This window comes from Gemmatimonadota bacterium (assembly GCA_009838845.1).
GTDB lineage: Bacteria > Latescibacterota > UBA2968 > UBA2968 > UBA2968 > VXRD01.
The window spans coordinates 1-19,756 of the sequence record VXRD01000132.1; the positions used below are offsets into that span (position 1 = coordinate 1).

12 protein-coding genes and 1 tRNA gene are annotated in these 19,756 nt (G+C 53.4%); 1 reads left to right on the forward strand and 12 read right to left on the reverse strand.

Annotated elements, in window-relative coordinates; genetic code table 11:
- The first annotated feature begins 146 nt into the window (after positions 1-146).
- A complete protein-coding gene (locus F4Y39_18530; protein MYC15726.1) occupies positions 147-1,793 on the forward strand; it encodes a hypothetical protein in 1,647 nt (548 codons plus the stop codon).
- A gap of 18 nt (positions 1,794-1,811) precedes the next feature.
- On the opposite strand, the gene F4Y39_18535 is transcribed toward F4Y39_18530, so the two are convergent.
- The 12 genes from F4Y39_18535 to F4Y39_18590 form a co-directional block, all read right to left on the reverse strand.
- Positions 1,812-3,842, reverse strand: a complete 2,031-nt coding sequence (locus tag F4Y39_18535; protein ID MYC15727.1) for a hypothetical protein — start codon at positions 3,840-3,842, stop codon at positions 1,812-1,814.
- A gap of 54 nt (positions 3,843-3,896) precedes the next feature.
- Positions 3,897-3,969, reverse strand: a tRNA-Ala gene (locus F4Y39_18540).
- A gap of 65 nt (positions 3,970-4,034) precedes the next feature.
- Positions 4,035-6,059 carry an NAD-dependent DNA ligase LigA gene (gene ligA / locus F4Y39_18545; GenBank protein ID MYC15728.1) on the reverse strand — a complete coding sequence of 675 codons (2,025 nt, stop codon included), beginning with the start codon at positions 6,057-6,059 and terminating at the stop codon, positions 4,035-4,037.
- Positions 6,060-6,248: 189 nt separating this feature from the next.
- Positions 6,249-7,076, reverse strand: coding sequence for a hypothetical protein (locus F4Y39_18550; protein ID MYC15729.1), 828 nt, complete (start codon positions 7,074-7,076; stop codon positions 6,249-6,251).
- 5 nt (positions 7,077-7,081) lie between these two features.
- The gene (locus F4Y39_18555; protein ID MYC15730.1) at positions 7,082-8,770 is read right to left on the reverse strand and encodes a DEAD/DEAH box helicase; all 1,689 of its coding nucleotides are present in this window, start codon (positions 8,768-8,770) and stop codon (positions 7,082-7,084) included.
- A gap of 3 nt (positions 8,771-8,773) precedes the next feature.
- Positions 8,774-10,462 (reverse strand): arylsulfatase, encoded by a 1,689-nt coding sequence (locus F4Y39_18560; GenBank protein ID MYC15731.1) that lies wholly within the window; start codon positions 10,460-10,462, stop codon positions 8,774-8,776.
- Positions 10,463-10,478: 16 nt separating this feature from the next.
- Positions 10,479-11,642 (reverse strand): DUF4837 family protein, encoded by a 1,164-nt coding sequence (locus F4Y39_18565; GenBank protein ID MYC15732.1) that lies wholly within the window; start codon positions 11,640-11,642, stop codon positions 10,479-10,481.
- Positions 11,570-12,685, reverse strand: coding sequence for an alanine racemase (gene alr, locus F4Y39_18570; protein MYC15733.1), 1,116 nt, complete (start codon positions 12,683-12,685; stop codon positions 11,570-11,572). Before alr ends, F4Y39_18565 begins: the two co-directional genes overlap by 73 nt.
- Complete coding sequence (locus F4Y39_18575) at positions 12,686-15,736, reverse strand: SMC family ATPase (protein MYC15734.1); 3,051 nt, start codon at positions 15,734-15,736, stop codon at positions 12,686-12,688. It lies immediately after the preceding gene.
- A complete protein-coding gene (locus F4Y39_18580; protein ID MYC15735.1) occupies positions 15,733-16,974 on the reverse strand; it encodes an exonuclease SbcCD subunit D in 1,242 nt (413 codons plus the stop codon). The genes F4Y39_18575 and F4Y39_18580 overlap by 4 nt, the downstream gene beginning before the upstream one ends.
- A gap of 92 nt (positions 16,975-17,066) precedes the next feature.
- On the reverse strand, positions 17,067-18,884 hold the full coding sequence (locus F4Y39_18585; protein MYC15736.1) for a DUF4962 domain-containing protein: 1,818 nt from the start codon (positions 18,882-18,884) through the stop codon (positions 17,067-17,069).
- A gap of 81 nt (positions 18,885-18,965) precedes the next feature.
- The gene (locus F4Y39_18590; GenBank protein ID MYC15737.1) at positions 18,966-19,721 is read right to left on the reverse strand and encodes a hypothetical protein; all 756 of its coding nucleotides are present in this window, start codon (positions 19,719-19,721) and stop codon (positions 18,966-18,968) included.
- Positions 19,722-19,756 lie beyond the last annotated feature (35 nt).

A 19,756-nucleotide genomic window follows, 5' to 3' on the forward strand; every position in this document is an offset into this window, starting at 1 on the left:
CCCCCACCCCACCTATTTTTTTCCACCCCCACCCGGCAAAACTATATCTATTCGGGTCTCGGGGGCTGGTTTTTTTTTAAAAGATACAGCTGTGGGGGGGGGGGGCGTTTGGGGGGTATAACTGGATTACGCAGTGGGTGGGCGCGATGGCGGCGCCGAGATATTATGCGTCGCCCGAGAACCGGTGGCAGGAGTTGATTTTTGACTATTTGCCCTGGTGGATGTTTCCCTCGAATTTTCCAGGGGTGACAGAGGGCTTTTTTCTCGGACTGGAGGAAGGTGCGGCAGTGCCGTGGGGGGCGTGGATAGCTCCGATTTTTTGGGCTATGTCCGCCGGGCTGGCGATGACGGCTATTGGGCTGGGTTTGACGGCGGTGTTCCAGAAGCAGTGGGTTCGGCACGAACGGCTGACGTATCCACTGGCGCAGGTTCCGCTCGATTTGACGGAAGGATTCGACGGCAAGCGCGGCTGGCCGCCTTTTATGCGGAACTGGCTGTTCTGGGTGGGGTTTGCCGTGGCTGCTCTCCCATTGTTGTGGAATCTGATCGAATACTGGACGCCGGGTTTTCCCAGGCTGGCAATTTTTGACCCTTATTATGGTCCCAGAGGTCCCAGAGGTGCTGTATTGTCGCGTTATTTGTCGCCGTTCTCCTATCGAATTTTGCCCCCTGTGCTGGGGTTTACATTTTTGTGCGATCTGAATATCCTGTTTAGTATCTGGTCTTTGTGGCTGGCCGGGCAGGCGGGGCTTTACGGGATGTCCAGGGTTGGATTTTCAGTGGGTTTGGCCGGGCAAGAAGCCAAACCCACTGCAATTTTGGGTTTGTTTACCCATGGCGTGAGCATGGGGCTGTCGATCTGGGCAATTTGGGTTGCTCGCGGTCATCTGAGAAAGGTTTTTCGGCAGGTGTTACGCCCATATGTAGGTGGGGAGGTGGAAACCGCGATTTTGTCTCCCCGATTAGCTGTGTGTGGAATTTTGGGCGGTGGTATTTATATGGTTTTCTGGTTGTACAGCGCGGGTTATAGCGCGGGGATTGGGCTGGCCTGGCTGTTGCTTTTCTGGGCGAGTATTCTGGTGGTGATGAAGTTTTTGGCGGCGAGTGGATTTGCGTATCTGTTTCCGAGTTTCGGTACGTCGATCCTGGATATGACAGTGGGAGCCAGCCGGATGCAAGACGCCACACAGGTGGGGCTTCGACTGGTGAATTGGCGTTTGCTGGCAGGTTGGCGTTTGCCGGCAGCATTGCCCCATGTGGAACGCCTGGTGAGTCCGGCAAAGCGAGTTGGATGGGTGGTGATTGGGAGCCTGATGTTGGGGATGCTGGCGGCAATTCTCTACACGGTGTCCATCTGCTATGAATCGGGGGGGAGCACTTTCCGCACATGGTCTCTGGTGGGTGCGCCAGTGGGGATGTACGAGGGTATTGCCAAGGCGGTTGCAGAGACAGATCGCACTGTAACCGATCCGGGAAAAATTGGCGTGTGGGTTCTGGGTGGCGTAGTTGCGGGGGTTATTCAGGTGATGCAGAGTCGGTTTTCCTGGTGGCCGTTTCACCCGCTGGGTGTGATGCTGATGTCGAGCGGTTATGTTCGGCTCTATGTGCTGGATATTTTTCTGGTGTGGCTGAGCAAATTGCTGGTTCTCAGTTTTGGGGGTATTTCACTTTATCGAAGGGTTAAGCCGTGTTGTTATGGGTTGATTGTGGGGTATGTGTTTGCCGTGGGATGCTCTTTTTTGATTGATTTGATCTGGTTTCCCGAAGGGGGGCATTATATCCACGGGTATTAGTGAAGTGTGAAGTAGGAGTCATTCTTGCGATAGGTGCGGCAGGTAGCCCTGTTGCTGGAGTATTTGAATCAAAGATTCGGGGTTTGCCGTATTGTTGAGGGTTGCAATAGTTGGAGAAATGCGGTCGTCTAATGCCTGGGCAATGCGGGGTTGGGCGTAGAGTTCGTCAAGCAATTCTCGCGTGGCGGTTTTGACTCGTCCGATGGCGGGGAGGATTTCGATTTCACCGTATTTGTCGTCACATTCGGCAATTAAAGTATCGACCATGTCGGGCAGGCCGCTTGCGCTGTGCTGTGTCAAAAATGAGCGTATCTCGTCCCCTGACAAACCGCGCGCGAATGCGCGGCGAATCGAGTCGCTAGAGAGATGGAAACACGCCATTACATCCTGTGTTTTGAGGTCTCCGAGGACGCACAGTCTGAGATAGTGCGCGCATGGAAGATCCGGCGGGGATAGAACTTCAAAATTGGGCTGTACAATAAATTTTGCCTCTGAATTTTGCAGGGGTATTTGTTCGGTCAGTGCATCGTCATGCGTGTCGTGCAATAGAGCGTAGCCCGCAGGGGTGATCTGAAAGACCGCCTTTTTGCTGTGCTGCAATGGTGTAGAGAAATTGGGGAAGTTGCCCACGCGGACGACGCCCATCCAGGTGAGCGCACCTGTGATGGCGCGGCGCAGCAATTCATCGGCGGTGGTTCCGGTATGAGATGGGTCTTTGGCAAAATGTCGAAAAGGCTCTGAAAGACGCGTCAGAAATTGATAATACGATGGGTACTTCATCCATGTGTCGGTGGGGCAATGCCGAAGGCTTCGCACGATTTCACTGCGAATATTCTTGAGTACTTGCATTCGGGCACTGGTGGCTTTGGTACGGTCGGAAGCCCACTCATTCCACCGCTCGCTGTGAAACCAGAAGTCAAAGCACGCCTTGCGTATGTCGATGATTTGCCCCATCTGGGTGCCGGCATCCGAGGCGGTATGCCAGACCGTATCATGGGGCTTTATCAGTCCCGTTGTTTCGGCAAAGAGCGTGAGAAATTCAATATAGCCCGGATCGTCCTGGATATGGCAGTATTTGTTCGCGTCGCGCAAATCGGTTTTGGATATGCCGCCGTGTTTGAGCCTGCGGGGCAAGCGTTGTGTAACAATGCCGAGCAATGTGGTCAGGTCTTGGATGAGAAAGGCGGTATTTTCGCATATCGCGGCGGGGGCAGGAGCGGAGATTTCGAGGAGGGTTTCGAGGCTGTTTTCGAGTTGCCCCCCCTGGGATTGGGCGATTTTAGACAGGGTAGCGCACAGGTCTGAAGCGAGATATATCGCGGCGTTGGGGGCGTGAAGATCGCGGTTTGGCGCGTAAAAGATCGGCATTTTCCAGAGCATGTCTTCCAATTCACGGACTGCGGATTCCCCCAATTTATCGGCGACTTCGCTGCGCGTGATCGCGTTGGCGGGGAGAAACAAATCGAGAATGGCGCGGCGGTCTTCGCTGAGTGTGTTGAGGTAGGCGTGTAGTGTTTTAATGTCGAGCAGGGTATCTCTTATGGCGTTGGATACGATGGGTTTGCGCATGTCTGAAAGGCGCAGGCCAATCTGATCTGCAAAAGCTCGAAGCAAACCCACAGATACGGGTTTCAAGATGACGAGCAACCGGCCCTGATCTGCGTCGGGAATGGGGATGGATTTGAGCAGTGATTCGGGAATGCCGATTAGAACGTCTGAATCACCCAGTGTGTGCACATCTCGAAATACGAGACCGGTCAGGTCACTGAGTTGGGCATGGAGACGGGGAAGAAATCCGTTGGCAAATTTTTCAACGGCTTCGACTTCCAATAGCTCGCCCCCTTCGGCGGCAAGGGTCTGTACCATCGCGTGCTGTTCAGGGGATAGGGAACGGAGGCGTTTTGCTACGCGCTCTGGATCGGGGAGTACGCGGCAGAGCGCGTCGGCGAGGATGGTTTTGTTGCTGCCACCGGGATCAATACCCACGTCGCGGGCGAGTTGGCAGAGCGTGTCGAACGGATATTGCGTGAGCGCGGTGCGTAGTTTCATGATGGGTACAGTAAAAATAAGACACTTACAAAACTGTAAGTGCCTAAAAAAAAGTGGAGCCGAGCGGGATCGAACCGCCGACCTTTTGACTGCCAGTCAAACGCTCTCCCAGTTGAGCTACGGCCCCACATCTATACGCAGTCAAGAGTAACAAAATGGGATGGGTCTGTCAAGCAAAAAGCCGATTGCAGACTACGCGTTCTCTTCGCCGATGAGTTCGACAAATTCCTCTTCATTGAGGACATCGATGCCCAATTGTTCAGCTTTTGTGCGTTTAGACCCAGCTTTTTCTCCTGCGATAACGAGGGTGGTTTTGCCGCTGACGCTGGAAGTGGGTGTGCCGCCGAGGGCGCGAATGAGGTCCTGGGCTTGCTGGCGACCCCAGCGGGTGAAGGTGCCGGTAATGACGACTATTTCGTCGGCGAGGGGTTTGGGACCTGTGTCGGCAGGGGTTTCAGATTTGAGATTGATACCTGCTCTGCGAAGTTTTTCGACGATGGCCCAGTTGTCTTCATCCTTGAGATAGGCGTGGATGCTTTCTGCGATGGCGGCGCCTATTTCGTGTACGGCTTCGATTTCTTCGGGCGGTGTGTCGCGCAAGCGGTCAATGTTGTGGAAGTTGTCGGATAGCGCGCGCGCAACCGTGGCACCTATATGGCGAATGCCCAGGGCGAAGAGTACGCGGTGAAATGGTTGTTGTTTGCTCGCTTCGAGCGCGTCGAGGACGTTTTGAGCCGATTTTTTTGCCATGCGTTCGAGGCCCTCGAGTTGCTCTAACTCGAGGTTATAGAGATCGCCGACATCGCGGACGAGTTCGTTATCGACGAGTTGCTCAACAAGAGCAGTTCCCAGGCCCTCGATATCCATTGCCGTGCGCGAGGCAAAGTGACGGATATTGCCTTTGAGTTGCGCGAGGCATTGGGAATTGTCGCAGCGAATGGCGACTTCGGTTTTGTCTTTAATGAGGGGACCGTTGCAGACGGGGCAGTTTTTTGGGAATTCGAATGCGATGGTGTCTTTTGCGCGTTTGGCTGTGACCACGCGCACGACTTTGGGGATGACGTCGCCGCCTTTTTCGAGGATGACTGTATCGCCTTCCCGGATGTCTTTGCGCTCGAGTTCTTCGGCGTTGTGCAATGTGGCGCGGCTGACGGTGGTGCCCGCCAATTGCACGGGTTTGAGGTTTGCCACCGGGGTGATAACGCCTGTGCGCCCGACTTGAAGGGTAATGCGTTTGAGCACGGTTTCGGCTTGTTCGGCTGAGTATTTGTAGGAGATTGCCCAGCGGGGACTTTTGGATGTGGCGCCGAGTTTGTTTTGTTGTGCGATGCTGTTGACTTTGATGACGATGCCGTCGATGTCATAGGGTAAATCCGGACGCTTTTCCTGCCATTCGCGTGCCTGGGCGATGATGTCGTCAATATTGTCGCACAGGGCGCGGTTGGCGTTGACGGGCAGGCCCAGGCGTTCGAGGTAGGAGAGGTTTTCGCCATGGGTTGGTAGCTGTATGGCGGGCGAGCGGAAAGAGTACGCAAAAAAGCTCAGGCGACGCTCGGCTACCTGTTGTGCGTCTTGTAATTTGAGCGAGCCAGATGTGGCGTTGCGCGGGTTGGCGAAGGGGTTTTCCTCATTTTTTTCGCGCAGGACGTTTATCGCGTCAAAGGTGTTGTGATCGAGATAGACTTCGCCGCGGATTTCGCAGTAGGGTACGGGGTTACTGAATAACCCTATTTCAGCACAGGCTTTGAGGCGGATGGGTATGGATTTAATGGTTTTTACATTCGGTGTTATGTCTTCGCCCTGTGTGCCATTGCCGCGGGTGACGCCGCGCGTGAGCAGGCCGTTTTCGTAAATCAGGCTCAGGGCAACACCGTCGATTTTGAGTTCGGCGACATATTGCAGTTCTTCGTCGGGTAGTTCGCGGCGGATGCGGTCTTCAAAGTCTCTGAGTTCGTCTTCTGAATAGGTGTTGTCCAAACTGAGCATGGGGATGTCGTGTTGCACGGTTGGAAATTCTCGGGTCAGGTCAGAGGTTACGCGCTGTGTGGGGGAATCGGGTTGGATCAAATTGGGATGTCGCGCTTCCAGGTCGCTCAGTTCGCGCATAAGTGTGTCATATTCCCGGTCAGAAATCGCGGGAGCATTGAGCACGGCGTATCGGTAATTGTGTTCGTTGAGTTGTTCAACGAGTTGTGCAATGCGGTTGGTGGGAGTCATAAAAAAAGGTACTCGGGCATTAATAAGGGTTGATCAGGTCCGAAGCAATGGATTCTCCTGATCTCTTCCCCAGTGGGCGGGGTTGTCCAATTCAATGCTGCATTTAGTATAGCCAATTTTGTCCGCATATTCAAGGTGGGCGCGATGTTTACCCACCAATAATTTTCGCCAGAAACCCCCCGTTAGTTTTCAAGCAAAAAGAAAAGCGGCGAGTCCCAGTAGCATGCCCGCTTTGAGGAGTTTGCTGAGGTATCCGAGGGTGTCTTTTTGCCAGAGGCGGATGAGGACAAAGATGAGCAAAAGGTTGAGGAAGAGAATCAGGCAGAGATAGATCGAACTGTAAATGCCCAGGAGCGCGGGCAATGGAGTCGCGATGATGAGGATTGCAAAGATGCCGGTGATCAGAATGCGCGCGATGTTTTCGCCCCAGGAGATGGGTACAGTGCCGCCCGATAACTGGCGGTCGCCCGCGCTGTCTTCGAGGTCTTTGAGAAGTTCGCGGCCCAGGTGAAACAGAAAGGCAAAGCCCACAATGAGATAGGGGGCAGATATGTTTTCAACGGTTGCGCCACCATAGAGAAATGCCAGACCGCCGAGCGCACTTACTGTGAGATTGCCGATGAGAGGCACGCGTTTGAGATAGGTATTGTAAAGGATCAGGCACGCGATGGCGATGAGGGCAATGGCGAGGGCTGGCGTTGGCAAGGGGAGGGCGAGGAGAATGCCCGTGAGGAGGAAAATACCCATTTCTATGCGGGCGATGCCGAGGGATAAACGCCCTGAAGGGAGTGGGCGGTGCGGTTTGTTTATGCGGTCTTCGGTTATGCCACACAGGTCATTGAGCACGTTGCCCCCTGCGGTGATGAGGGCGGCGGATAGCGCGGCAAAGAGCAGGAGTTCGGTGATGTTGTGAATCCCCAGCCAGCCGCCGAGGAGTACTGAGGCAAAGGTTATGAGGCAGTTGATCGGGCGAGAGAGTTCAATCGCGGCGTAAAATCTGGTCTTGCGGAAGGCCATGTTTTTCAGGCTTCATCAAAGACATCGTCTGCGTCTCGAATGGTGTAGCGATAGCCCTGTTCGGTGAGGAAGGTCTGGCGATTTCGAGCAAATTCTTGTTCGCGGGTGTCGCGCGTGACGAGGGTATAAAAATGAGCCAGGCTGCCGTCGGATTTGGGGCGCAGAATGCGCCCGAGGCGCTGGGCTTCTTCCTGGCGCGAGCCGTAAGTGCCAGAAATCTGAATGGCGACACTGGCGTCGGGCAGATCGACGGCAAAATTGGCGACTTTGGACACGACGAGGATCTTGATTTTGCCTTTTCGAAATGCTTCGTAGAGGAGGTCGCGGTCTTCGGTGGGAGTTTTGCCCATTATTAACGGGGCGTCGAGTTCTCGTGCAATATATTCGACCTGGCGGATGTATTGCCCAATGACGAGGATTTGGTCGCCTTTGTGTTTTTTGAGCAGGTGCTTGACCATGTGGATTTTGTCGGCATTTTCCGATGCAATTCGGAATTTGGCGCGTCTATCTGCTATGGCATAGCTGAGCCGCTTGCCCTGTGGCAGTAGCAGGCGAATTTCACAGCATTCTGCGGTTGCTATCCAGCCGCTGGATTCGAGCTCTCGCCAGGGCACGTCGTAGCGCTTGGGTCCGATGAGCGAAAAGACATCGGTTTCGAGGCCATCTTCGCGCACGAGAGTGGCTGTGAGACCCAGACGACGTCGGGATTGCAATTCGGCGGTAAAGCGAAATACGGGCGCGGGAAGCAGGTGGACTTCGTCGTAAATAATGAGACCCCAATTGCCCTGATTGAAAATACCGAAGTGGGGGAAGTCCTCCTCCCGGCTCTTGCGATAGGTCAGGATATTGTAGGTGGCAATGGTAACGGGCCGAATTTCTTTGCGCTCGCCAGAATATTCGCCTATCTGGTCGTCGGTGAGGCTCGTTTTGTCGATGAGTTCTGCTTTCCACTGGCGAGACGCCGTGATATTGGTAGTCAGGATCAGGGTTTCGCACTGGAGGGTATTCATCGCGGCCATGCCCACAATGGTTTTGCCCGCGCCGCAGGGCAAGACTACTGTGCCGCTTCCGCCATCGGGACCTCCGCCCGCGTGGAATATATCGACGGCCTCGCGCTGATAATCGCGCAATGCGAAGGGATTGCCCGATAGAGCAGTCTGGCGATGTTGAAATTTGAGTGTTCTGCCTTTGAGGTATCCCGCGCGATCTTTGACCGGGAATCCAATGCGCGTGAGGGCCTGTTTGAGGTGCCCTCGATAGAGAGGCAAAATGCGAATGCGATGGGCGTTGAGTCGCTTTTCAATATAGGGCTGGACGGTTTTGTGGCGGCAGATTTCGAGAATGATTAGCGGGTCTTCGGAAGACAGGATGAGCGCGTCGTCTTCTTTGTCGAGATAGACTTTGCCATAGCGACTCATTGCCTCGCGGATTTCAACCCCCACATTCTGGGGAATGTCGTATTTGCCGTAGGTTTCGAGGGTGGTGATGATTTCTTCGGTGGTGACACCGGCTGCGGCCGCATTCCAGAGCGAGAGGGGGTTGACGCGGTACGTGTGTATGTGCTCGGGGCTTTTTTCCAATTCGGCAAAGCGCACGAGCCGATCTCGCGCCGCTTCGTATCTGGGCGAGTTGACTTCGACGAGAATCGTCAGGTCGCTCTGGATGATGAGGGGATTTTCAGGGTTGTAGTTCATATTTTATATGCGTTCTACCGTCACGTAATACGCGCCGGCGAGGCGATTGCCACTCGCGTCTATCCACCACGTTTGCAAAGTTGTGGGACCGCTCGACAAATCCACTGTAAATGTTACGGATAGGTCGTCGGGGCGCACGTCCATTTCCTGTTCAGATCCTCCGATCTGCATCCACGCCCGATCCACGGGTAGTGCTTTTCCAGCCATCAATGTGCCGTCAACGCCTTCCATCACGGGGGCTGGTGCTGTAATTGCGAGATTCGATTCTCTGGGCCAGCGCCGCAAGGTGATGTCGTATTTCCCGGATTGTGTAACTGCGAGTTGCCAGATACCGCTGTCCATCACACATCCGCGTACGCCTCCGGGATTGTCGCAATAGACCCCCATCCAATCACAACTGGACAATCGCGTGGATTTTTCCTCCTTTGTCCCAATGGAAATGGGGAAGTAAATATCGAGGTTTTTGCCGAGCGCGTCCCACCACGCATCGTAATGCGCCCGCATCTTTTGCACGACATGGGGATGCTGGTCGGCGATGTTGTGTTTTTGCGCGGGATCGCTGTCGAGGTGATACAGTTCGGTATAATCCACGAGACGCCAGCGATTCCATAAAACTGCAGCATTGCCTTTGCGCGTGGTTCGGTTTCCCTTTGGGACATTGTGGCCGTATTGTACGACGAGCATCCGGTCTTCCAATTCTTCGCGTTCGCGCAAGAGGTCGGTTAGAGAAACGCCATCACAGGCAGTTCCTTCTGGTTCGTCGAGACCGCAGAGGGAGATCAGGGTTGGCAATACATCTGTACCGTGCGTGGGATCGGGTATATCGCGGGGATCTCCCAACTGCCCTTCGGGCCAGCGAATAAAAAATGGAACGCGATGACCGCCTTCATAGAGCGTGGTCTTTTTTCCGCGCATGCCAGCGTTGTACACGGTTTCCCCGTTTGCCGTCCCATTATCGGTCATAAAAATCAAAATGGTATTGTCGCGCAGTCCGGTTTTGCGGAGAAAGGCGTCGAGCTTGCCCATGTTTTCGTCGATATTGGCAATCATACCGTAAAAGCTGGCGACATTATATGCGACCTGGTCGAGATAGGGTTGGCGGTATGCGTCGGGGACCCAAAGTGGGGTATGGGGGGCGTTGGTGGCGATGTAAGCAAAAAACGGCGCGTCGCCCTGTTTCTCGATCCAGTCCATGGCTTCGTCAAACCACACATCTGTGCAATACCCTTCAAAAGCCTCTATTGTTCCATTGTGCCGATAGTGGTCGTCGAAATAATCATTGCCGAAATAATCTGCAGCGGATGTAATGCCCCAGGCGGGATGGTGAATCGTTTCCTGAAAACCCCGGTCCTGTGGACGGTAGGGGTAATTGTCGCCGAGGTGCCATTTGCCAAAATGCCCCGTGCGGTAGCCATTCAGGCCGAAAATATCCGCCATAGTCGGCACTTCGGGATTCATCAACGACCGCCCCATGCACACAAATGTGGCGCCATTGCGGAGCGCGTCCTGGCCTGTCAGCAGTTCGCCGCGCGTTGGCGTACACATGGGCGCGACGTGGAAATCCGTGAACCGAATGCTCTCGTTGTGTAACGCGTCTAAATTATGCGTTTTTATGATCGGATTGCCGTGGCAAGAGAGATCGCCATATCCCTGATCATCGGTCAAAACAAAAATTACATTGGGTTTGTACATATCTTCTCCGGAAAGATCATTTGTCTTGAAAAAACGCGCGGTGAATGGTGAAAGATTTGGCGACGAGATCTACCCGTCTCAAAATGGGGGCTTTTTTTTTGTTGGGCGAATAAAGCCCTATGTCGATAAAAAATAGCCGGTTGAGATCGACATCGACAAAAGCATAGCTCTTAAAGGGGCCGCCTTTCCACTCGGCTTCATTTTCCCAAAGGCCCTGAAGTACTACGGCGAGTTTGCCCGCAAATTCGGTTTGTCTAACTGTGACTTCGCCCAGGACAATGCGATCGCCGCCAAACCACTGTCCCGTGATGTCATCCCGCTTTTGAATAACCCAGTCTTCGGTGAGTTGATCGGGGTGTACATCGTCTTCCCAATAGACGGAAAGCCAGCGGTTAGGATTATCTCTGGCAAGCACGACAAAGTTGGGATAGGTTTCGAGGATACGATAGCCAAAGGGCACGCGTACATTCCAACCATAGGTCTTGGCGAGTTCCTGGGTGACATCTTTGCGTTCGCCAAAGCTGTAAACATTTTCTCGCACACTGTGATCAACGGCATTTTCCAGAGTGCTATACAAACGATCGGATTCCATAAAGAGGTTTTCAACGGTAGTCTCTATATTTTTTCCCGATACGATATAAAGGGTTTGATCTTTGGCCCACACATCTTTTTTCCAGGTTACACCTGCACGACCATCCAAAATGGCTTGTTGCACCTCGGGACTGAGTATTTCTTTGACGAATTGTGCGGTGGGATGGTTGGCATTGAGGGGCGCAATAACCATGAGGCTTTTTCGCTGTTCGTGTTTGTGTGCCTTGAGGAAATTGACATCGCCCAATGCAATTTCATAAATGCGCTCGGCCTGAGGCGTATAGATAACGGTTTCAAAAATTTCGCGGAGGGGGTCTTCCAGCGTTTGCCAATCGGTAGAGTCGGCCAGTACGATGATTTTGCGAGCGGGACCGAGAGATTCGGGCAAGTGGTTGCCACATCCGACGCACAAAAGCAGTAAAAATAGAAGAAGGCGCATAAAACGGTACCCAGTAGAAAGGGGAACGAGAAAAGATAAAGATAATAGGATTTGGAGACAGAAACAATGTTCAAATTTTACGAAATATAGTGCCGGGGAAGACGCGCGCCGAGCAGGGAGACAACTTCGTGTGAGATATAATTTCCCCATTGGGCGAGGTCGTTCACGGTGATTTTGCGGTCGCCCTGTTGCCCGAGCAGTACGATTTCCTCGCCGACGGCAACAGGCGGTATATCGGTGACATCGATCATGATGACGTCCATGCAGATCGCGCCGACAACCGGGCATGGTTTTCCGCGGATGAGAACTTGGGATTTATTGGACATCTGACGGTTGTACCCATCGGCATACCCGAGGGGCACAAGAGCGATGCGAGAGGGGCGCGTGAGCGTGTATGTGCCGCCGTAACTGAGGGTTTGGCCAGCAGAAAAGTTTCGCACTTGTGCAATCCGCGCTTTGATGGATAGCGCGGGAGAAAGCGAGAGTGCGCCAGCACCTTGCGTGGGTGGAATGCCATAGGTGAGCAATCCCACGCGTACGAGGTCAAAATGCGATTCGGGCATGTGAACGGTCATGACGCTGTTGGCGGCGTGACGCCAGGTAACAGAAATATCTGTGAGTTTGGACAGGCATGCGGAAAATGTTTTGATCTGATGGCGCGCCTTGTCCATGTATTCTGCGCGTTCCCAGGCCACATGTGTTGCGATGCCCTCGAGGAATAAGTGGGGATTCTGGTCGATTTTTTTTGCAAAGGCGAGCACCTCATCGGATAATAGGCCAAGGCGGCCCATGCCGGTATCGACTTTGAGATGTATGCGGGCGCGTGTATTGTGGCGTTTGGCTGCGGCTTCCAGCGGTGGTATCGCGTCGGGATGGCCGATGGTTTGAGACAGGTTGTGGACAACGATGCTGTCGGCCTGTTCGGGCATGGTGGGTGCGAGTACGACCACTGGTGCTGTGATACCCGCGCTGCGAAGGGCAACGCCTTCTTGCAGCAGGGCAACGCCGAGTGCAGACGCGCCGCCTTTGATGGCTGCTCTGGAAGCGGGTATGAGGCCATGGCCGTAGGCATTGGCTTTGACAATGGCCATGACCTGCGTTGTTGGCGAGACGAACTGACGGACTGCGGAAATATTGTTCGCAATGGCTGATAGATTTACTTCGATCCAGGCGGGGCGGTCGGGTTGGGGCATTTAGTAGAGTACCTCAAAGCGCGATCCCAGGTCGGGATATTTGGTGACTTCGATGCGCACGGGAAATGCCTGTTTGAGCGATTCGACGTGGGTAATAATCAATATTTTTTCAAAATCCCCGCTGATAGCCTGGATGGCTTCCACGAGGTGATCGAGTCCTTCGGCATCCTGGGTGCCAAAGCCCTCGTCGATGACCAGGGTTCTCAGGCGCGTGCCCGTGCGGCGAGATAGGAGTTTAGACAGGGCTATGCGAATAGAGAAGTCAATGCGAAAAGCTTCCCCACCCGAATAGAGTTCGTAGCTGCGTTCGCCGAGTTCGTCGCTAATTTTAATGTCGAGGGTTTCGCGCGTTCCCCCGGTTTTGAGGTCGCGCAGAGATTCCAGGGCGATTTGGGTGCGGTTGTCCGTCAGGCGCGCGAGAATGCGATTGGCTTCTTCTTCGATTTCTGGAATGGCCTGTTCGATGATGAGTGCCTGAATGCCGTCTTTGCCAAATGCGGTGGTCAGTTCGCGGTAGATGCGGATGTCGCGTTCGCAGGATTTGATTTTCTCCTCAACGGCGTTTTGTTCTGCGCTGAGTGCATCGCAGTGTTCAATTTGGGATTGCAGGGCGGCATTCTGCTGGAGCAGGTTGTCGCGCTGGGCGCGCATCTGTGCAATAGTTTTTTCCAGAGTATTGGCTTCTTCAAGGGTTGATTCGGCGCTGTTGATGGCTGCGGTGATTTCCGTCAGGCGTTGTCGCGCTTGCCCGTCGCGCTCTGTGAGTTCTGTGAGGCGTTTTTTTGCGGTGTTAAATTGCGTTTGCGCATTTTCAAGGTCGCGTTCGGCCACTTGAAGGCGTTCGTATTGCGTTGGCGCATCTTGCAGGGCGGCGAGTTGCGGAGAGATGCGCTGGTGGTGTTCGGCATTGTAATCCAGAGTGCGGATGCGCTGGTGTACCTGTTCGCGTTCTGCTTGTTCATTGGGTGCGTATTTGGCCTCGTCCAGCCATTGTTGTGCGAGGTCGCGTTTTTCTCGAAATGCGGGCAATTCCGCGAGGACTTTTTCACGCTGTTCTGAGGCGAGTTGAAGTTGGGCATTTTGTGCCTCGACAGAGTCGAGTGCTTTGAGTTTTTCGCGCAGGGTGCGGTGTTCTGCCGGGTTATAGGTGAGGTTTTCAAGCGCACTGTGGGCCTGGGATAGCGCGCGCGCATCCGGGCTGTTCTGGGTTTGTTCACGCAATTGAGTTTCCAGGTCACTGATTTTAGCCGACAATGTTTCGCTGGTTTGCACGGCCTTTTCGGCTTCTTTTAGTGCGGCTTCTGCTTCGGCGAGGTGTTGGGCGGTGTCTTCGCTCTGTGCGAGTTGGTTTTTAATTTTTTGATAGCGATGTCTGTGCTGTTCGCGTTCTGCTTCGGCTTTTTGAATATCCGACTCCAATTGTATGATCTGCGTCTGTTGTTCTCTCATCTGATTTGAGAGTTTTGTCGCTACTTCTTCGCGGTGGGTCTGGTCGAGTTCGCTGCCACATAAAGGACAGGAGGCATCCTGGACATTTTGCAAAATTTGCTGTTGTTGAGCAATGTCTTCGCGGGCTTGTTGCAGAGTGTTGAGGCGTTCGCTGTTATTTTCAATCTGAATTTTATAGGCACTACCTTTGTTGCGAATCTCATCGCGTTTGGCTTCGAGAGATTGAATTTCTTCGGCTTGTACGCGGAGGGATCGCCGCGTTTCTCGGCGCGTTTCAATGTCGGCCACCAGTACATCGGTTTGTTGTCTGTGATGTGTGTGGGTGCTGATCTCTATTTTTATATTTTCAATAGCACTGTCTATTTGTCGCTCGATGTCTCGAATATTGCGCTCAACGCGCTCCCGGTTTTCGCGTATCTCTTCCCATTCGCGATCCTGTTGTCTGGCTTTGTGCAATGCCTCGAGTTGTGTTTGAATGGTCTCGCGATCGGAGAGAAGTGCTTCTGTTTCTCGCAATGTGCGTTCTGCATCGCCAATGCGTATTTGCCATTCGCCGAGGCGGCGTTCCACTTCGTGACGCCGGTCGGCGATTTTTTGATCGAGTTCTCCTGCGCGTTTCTCAAGTGGTCTCAATGTGTGTAGTTTTGTTTGCAGGTCTGCGTCTTCTTTTTGAAGTGCCCGATATTTTTCGGCGGCATTTGTGATTTCGGCGCGTCTGTCGAGGATTTCGCGATAGGTTGCCACGTCTTGTTGCGCTTTTTCACACGCGGTTTGTTGTTCTTGCATGTCCGATTCAATGCGCGATATTTCTTTTTGAAGTGCCTCGCGCTCGGCTTCACGGCGTTCGCGTTGGGTGCGTATTTTTCGCAGTTCTTCGCGTCGATTTTCCGCGCTTTCCAATTCGCTATTGCAGGCCTGGAGTTGTGCGTTGACGCCGTCGCGCTGTGCTACAAATTCATCGCGTTTTTCAATGGTCTGCACGATGTCATCTCTTTTTGCGCGAGCGGTTGCGAGTTCTATATCTCCCTCGCGTGCGCGTTCTCGCGCGAGAGAAGACAGGTCGTCGTAATGCGATAGGCCGAGAATATCTGAGAGAAGGGCTTTTCGCTGGCTCGCTTTGCAACGCGTAAATTCGTCTGCGCGCCCCTGAAGAAGAAAAGCCGAGTTGATAAAGGTCTCATAAGTCATTCGCAACAGGGTGTCAATACTGGCCTGTGTTTGGCGCACAGCACTTTCTTCCGAGAGGGTTTTGTATGCGTTCGTTTCAGGCGAGTAAATTTGAAATTCGAGGCGGGTGGTCGCGCTTTTGCCGGTTTTGCGAAAGCTGCGGCTGATGCGATAGCGATCATTTTCGAGGAAAAATTCAAAATCAACCCGCATTTCAGTGGCGCCAATTCGCAGCAGGCCGTCGTTGGGACGGCGTTCACTGCCAGATTTGCGGGCCTCTCCCCACAGTGCCCAGGTGATGGCATCGAGCAGAGCAGATTTGCCGTGCCCATTGCGACCGCTTATGCAGGCGACGTGAAAGCCCGAAAAATCGAGGGGGGGCACGTTTTCGCCGTAGCTGAGAAAGTTCTGCAGGGAAAGGCTTATGGGAATCATTCGCCACCTCTGAGTTCTGCTTCGAGTTGCGCGCCGTAATTCTGGAGGTCTTTTTCGATGTCTTTGAGATCGGGGTGATTTTGCAAATATGCGTGGAGCGCGTCTTTTATGCCCATATCTTCTGAGATATTGGCTCTGCGTTGGTGTTTTTGTGCCCTGGGTTTGGGCGCAATGCTGGCGACCATGAACGCGTCTTTGAGCGCGTTTTTGATGGCTTTGAGGTCAACGGTATCTGTGCGGTCGCCGGGCAAATCGTAGATAACGCGCACAATGGCATCGGTCAGGGTGTGTTTGCCGATGGCTTCGAGTATGGCTGTCGTAGGGTCCTGGTCTGGGGCGATATCAACCGATACCGTGCAAAAGGGACGGGCCGGCGTGCTTACAAATTTGTAAGATGTCGTCCGCCCTGTCTCCTGAGTTTCTATTGTGACCATGACGACGCCTTTGGTTTCTCGTTCTTCGCCAAAATCAATGCGTTCAATGCTGCCGGAATACACGACAGGGGGCTGGGCATTGGGGTTGAGGTCCTGAAATTTGTGGATATGCCCCAGGGCGACGTAGTCAAAGGCGGGGTTGGCGAGTGTGCTGGTGAGAAAAACGGGATCGCGCCCAATTATTGCGGTTTGTTCAGAGCCGGACAAGGTGGCGTCGGCAGCAGCGAGGTGGCCCACGAGCACGGCGGGGATATCGGGCTTGATCTGGGTGACCAGGTTTTCAATCAGGAGGGCACCCAGGTCTTGAAGTTTTTCGACGACTTCTTCTTGCGACAGGTTGTGATAGGGCCCCTGGGTCAACAGGCGGCTGCGGTGTAGCCAGGGCAAGCAGGCAATTTGAATGGGTCCTGATTTTGTGTCAATGTCGATGAGTCGGTCTTCAGAGGCAATGTGGACACCTCTGGTGCCCAGTGTGCCAAAGATATCAACAGATGAGGCTTTGCCATAAGATACGGGGCTGTCGTGATTGCCGGTGATCATGACGATGGGAATGTCGCGGGCACTGAGCCTGTGAATGAGAGATGCAAATTCGCGCTGGTGGGTGGGCGTGGGGTCGCATGAGCGATAGGCATCACCGGCAAAGATGACGAGATCGACATCTTCTTTTATAGCTTCTTCAAACGAGAATCGCAGACTTTTGATAAAGTCTTGCAAGCGCGTGTGAAGGCCAGTAGCCGAATCGAGGCGGCCGTAATTTTCAACGCCAACATGGGTGTCGGCAACGTGTAGAAATTTGATGGACATAGCAAGAGAGGTCGTTATGGGAGGGAGAGGATAGGGGAAATTTAAAGAAGAAATAAGAACGTGGAAAGAGCAAAGTTGCACACAGCACAGGCTTATGGGCTTACCTCTGGCGAGAGTTTTACTTTAATCTGCAGTTTTGTGACATCTGTGAAGTGGATCGCCAGTTTTCTGCGGCCCTTGTTATCGGCCTGTTTGGGATTGGGAGAGGTGGGCAAGGGGATTGCGTTGAGGACTGTGAATATGGCGTCGGATGGCGATAAAATTTCCGCTTTGAGATGTTTGCCCCTGCGCGTTAGAAGGGCGGTTTGTCCGTCGAGTTTGACACTGGCTCTCGTGTGCATGAACCACCAGAGTTCAGATGGGGATTTGGCTTCAATGTCGTCGGTAATCACGACATGATTTTGGTCTATTATCTCAAAGGTGCGCTGCGCACGCGTTGCATCATCGGCATAAACATCGGTGAGATCGACAACAGCTGTCGCATGACTGGGATCAGCCTTGAAGGCGGTGATGGGACATTCGGCTTTTGGGTTCTGATCTGGACCATTGCCAGGGTTGAAGACGAGGGTGTTGTGGCCTTCGGCGCGGATGCGGTAGAATTCCCACCGTTGGCGTTTGTTGCGATGTCTTTGATAGGTTTCGCGTTCCGTGCCCGAGTCGATAGCCCATCGCTCGCCGAGTGCTTCGAGGATGAACGTGCCCTGATCCAGGTGCCGGTGCATGCCCAGATTGTAATTGCCGCCTGCCTGAATGCCCAGCACGAGGGCGTGGGGGTCTGTCCAGGAAGAACGCAGGGTGGCGACATCGGCTTTGCGAAAGTGTTTGTCGAGGGGCAGGGTGCCGGGGTCAAAGTCTTTTGCGCTGTCGTCGAACCACAGCAAGTCGAGCACTGTGCCCCTGCCGTATTGCCTGAGCGTGTCGTAGCGAAACCAACTGTAGTGTTGTATGCCGTAGTGCGTGCCCATCCAGAAGTGCATGGGGGTACTCATGCGCCGCAACCCGCAATCGGCAAAGTCAAAACTGTAGCGATCTGCCCCCGAGATATAAATCTGATAATTCCCGCTCTCTTTGAAACCGGGTATAGCTGCGAGATCAAAATCGGTGCCGAGAGCACTGAACAGGCTGGATAAGAAGAGTACGTTGTAACGCGCACCATAATCCCAATAGGTCACGCCTTCGATACCAGCGCCATCGGGGGCGTAAAAATTCATCGATAGGGGAATGCCTTTGATGCCCGCGTGGAGAATTTCACTGGCGAGTTCGGGTTCTTCATCGGCGATGGCGAGCGCGCCCATGCCAAGCCCGCCGTTGCAGACCTGGTTCCAATTGTTGTGACTGCGCGCCCACCAGGCGTTTTCGCGATAGCCTTTTAAGCCGGGTTTGAGACCTTTTTCCACGATGGCACTGCGAAGGATGTGACGCTGTTCTTCTGTCCAATGCTTGTACAACCAGTCGTATCCAACGGCAAAGGCATAGGTCATTTCTGCGGTGTCGAGAAAGTGATCGGGATTCCAGTCTTTGAATCGCGCCGCGGATTCGAGTTCTGTCCAGGCGCGTTCTAAATAGGGTTTTCCGCCTTCCATGAGATAGACAAAGGCGAGTTGACGCACGCGCTCTTTCACGCGACGGCTGGTGGAGAGCAGGCGTCTTCCATCCGGGATGCTGTATTCCGATGGTTTTTGCGTGAGTATTTTCTGAGTTTCTCGTTTGACCCGACGGTAGATTTTGGCGGCGACCGTATCACGAGCGATTTGCTCTTTGATGCGCGCGAGGGTGTTTGCATCCATCATCAGACGCGGGTGGCCGGGTTTCAGGGTCGTTAGAATCCGATCCTTATCCGGGGGAGTGAATGCTTCAGTATGTGTTTGGATACTCAGCATGAGGATGATTATTGTCGCGATTGATTTCATAATGTGTTTTTAACGACAACGAGTTCGCTCAGCCTTACCGAGCGAACTCGTTTGGTTATGACCTGAGATTTTTACAGGTATTTAGCTGTCGGTATTTACTTTAACGCCTTTTTTTGTCAAGGCGGGAACATGCGTCTTCATCGATGCCTCGTTCAGAGCGTTGCGCCTGATATTCAGTGTTGCCAGGTTGGCTAAGCCAGCGGCCGGCGCGAGGTCTGCGACTTTGTTGTTGTTGAGGCTCAGGGTTCTCAACTCAGCCATGCCCGATACTGCCGAAATATCCGCAACTTTGTTGCCAGTCAGGTTCAGGTTTCTCATTTTGGTCGCCCCAGCAAGTGCCGAAATATCTGAGACGTTGCGGTTCGCACTGAGATTCAGTGTTCTCAGGTTGGTTAATTTAGCAAGTGCTGAAACGTCAGATACATTATTGCGGGTCAGATTCAGCGTTCTCAGTTTTTTCAAACCGGAAAGTGCTGAGAGGTCAGAGACGGCGTTGCTATTGACAACCTTTTTGTCCACGCGCGTAGCACCGAGGTTCAATACTGTCAAATTTTTCGCGTGCTCGAGTCCACTCAAATCGCTGATGTTTGCATTTTGCGCGACAAGGCGTCTCAATTTTGCCATGTCAGCCGTGGTGATCACCGCATCGCTCGCCATGCTTAGAGAATCCGCAATTACCGCACGCAGATTGGCGTCGGGGATCATGACGGGTTTTGGCGCCATTTTTTTAGCACTCTCGCTTTTTTGCTCGCTCTTCAGGTGATGGCCCGCGTCACTCGCGCTATAGCTGCATGCAATGAAAAGTGCGAGGATCAGGGGGAGATGTCGATACTTCATGGTTTTTCCTCCAGATGGGGGTGAATGAGGCACGC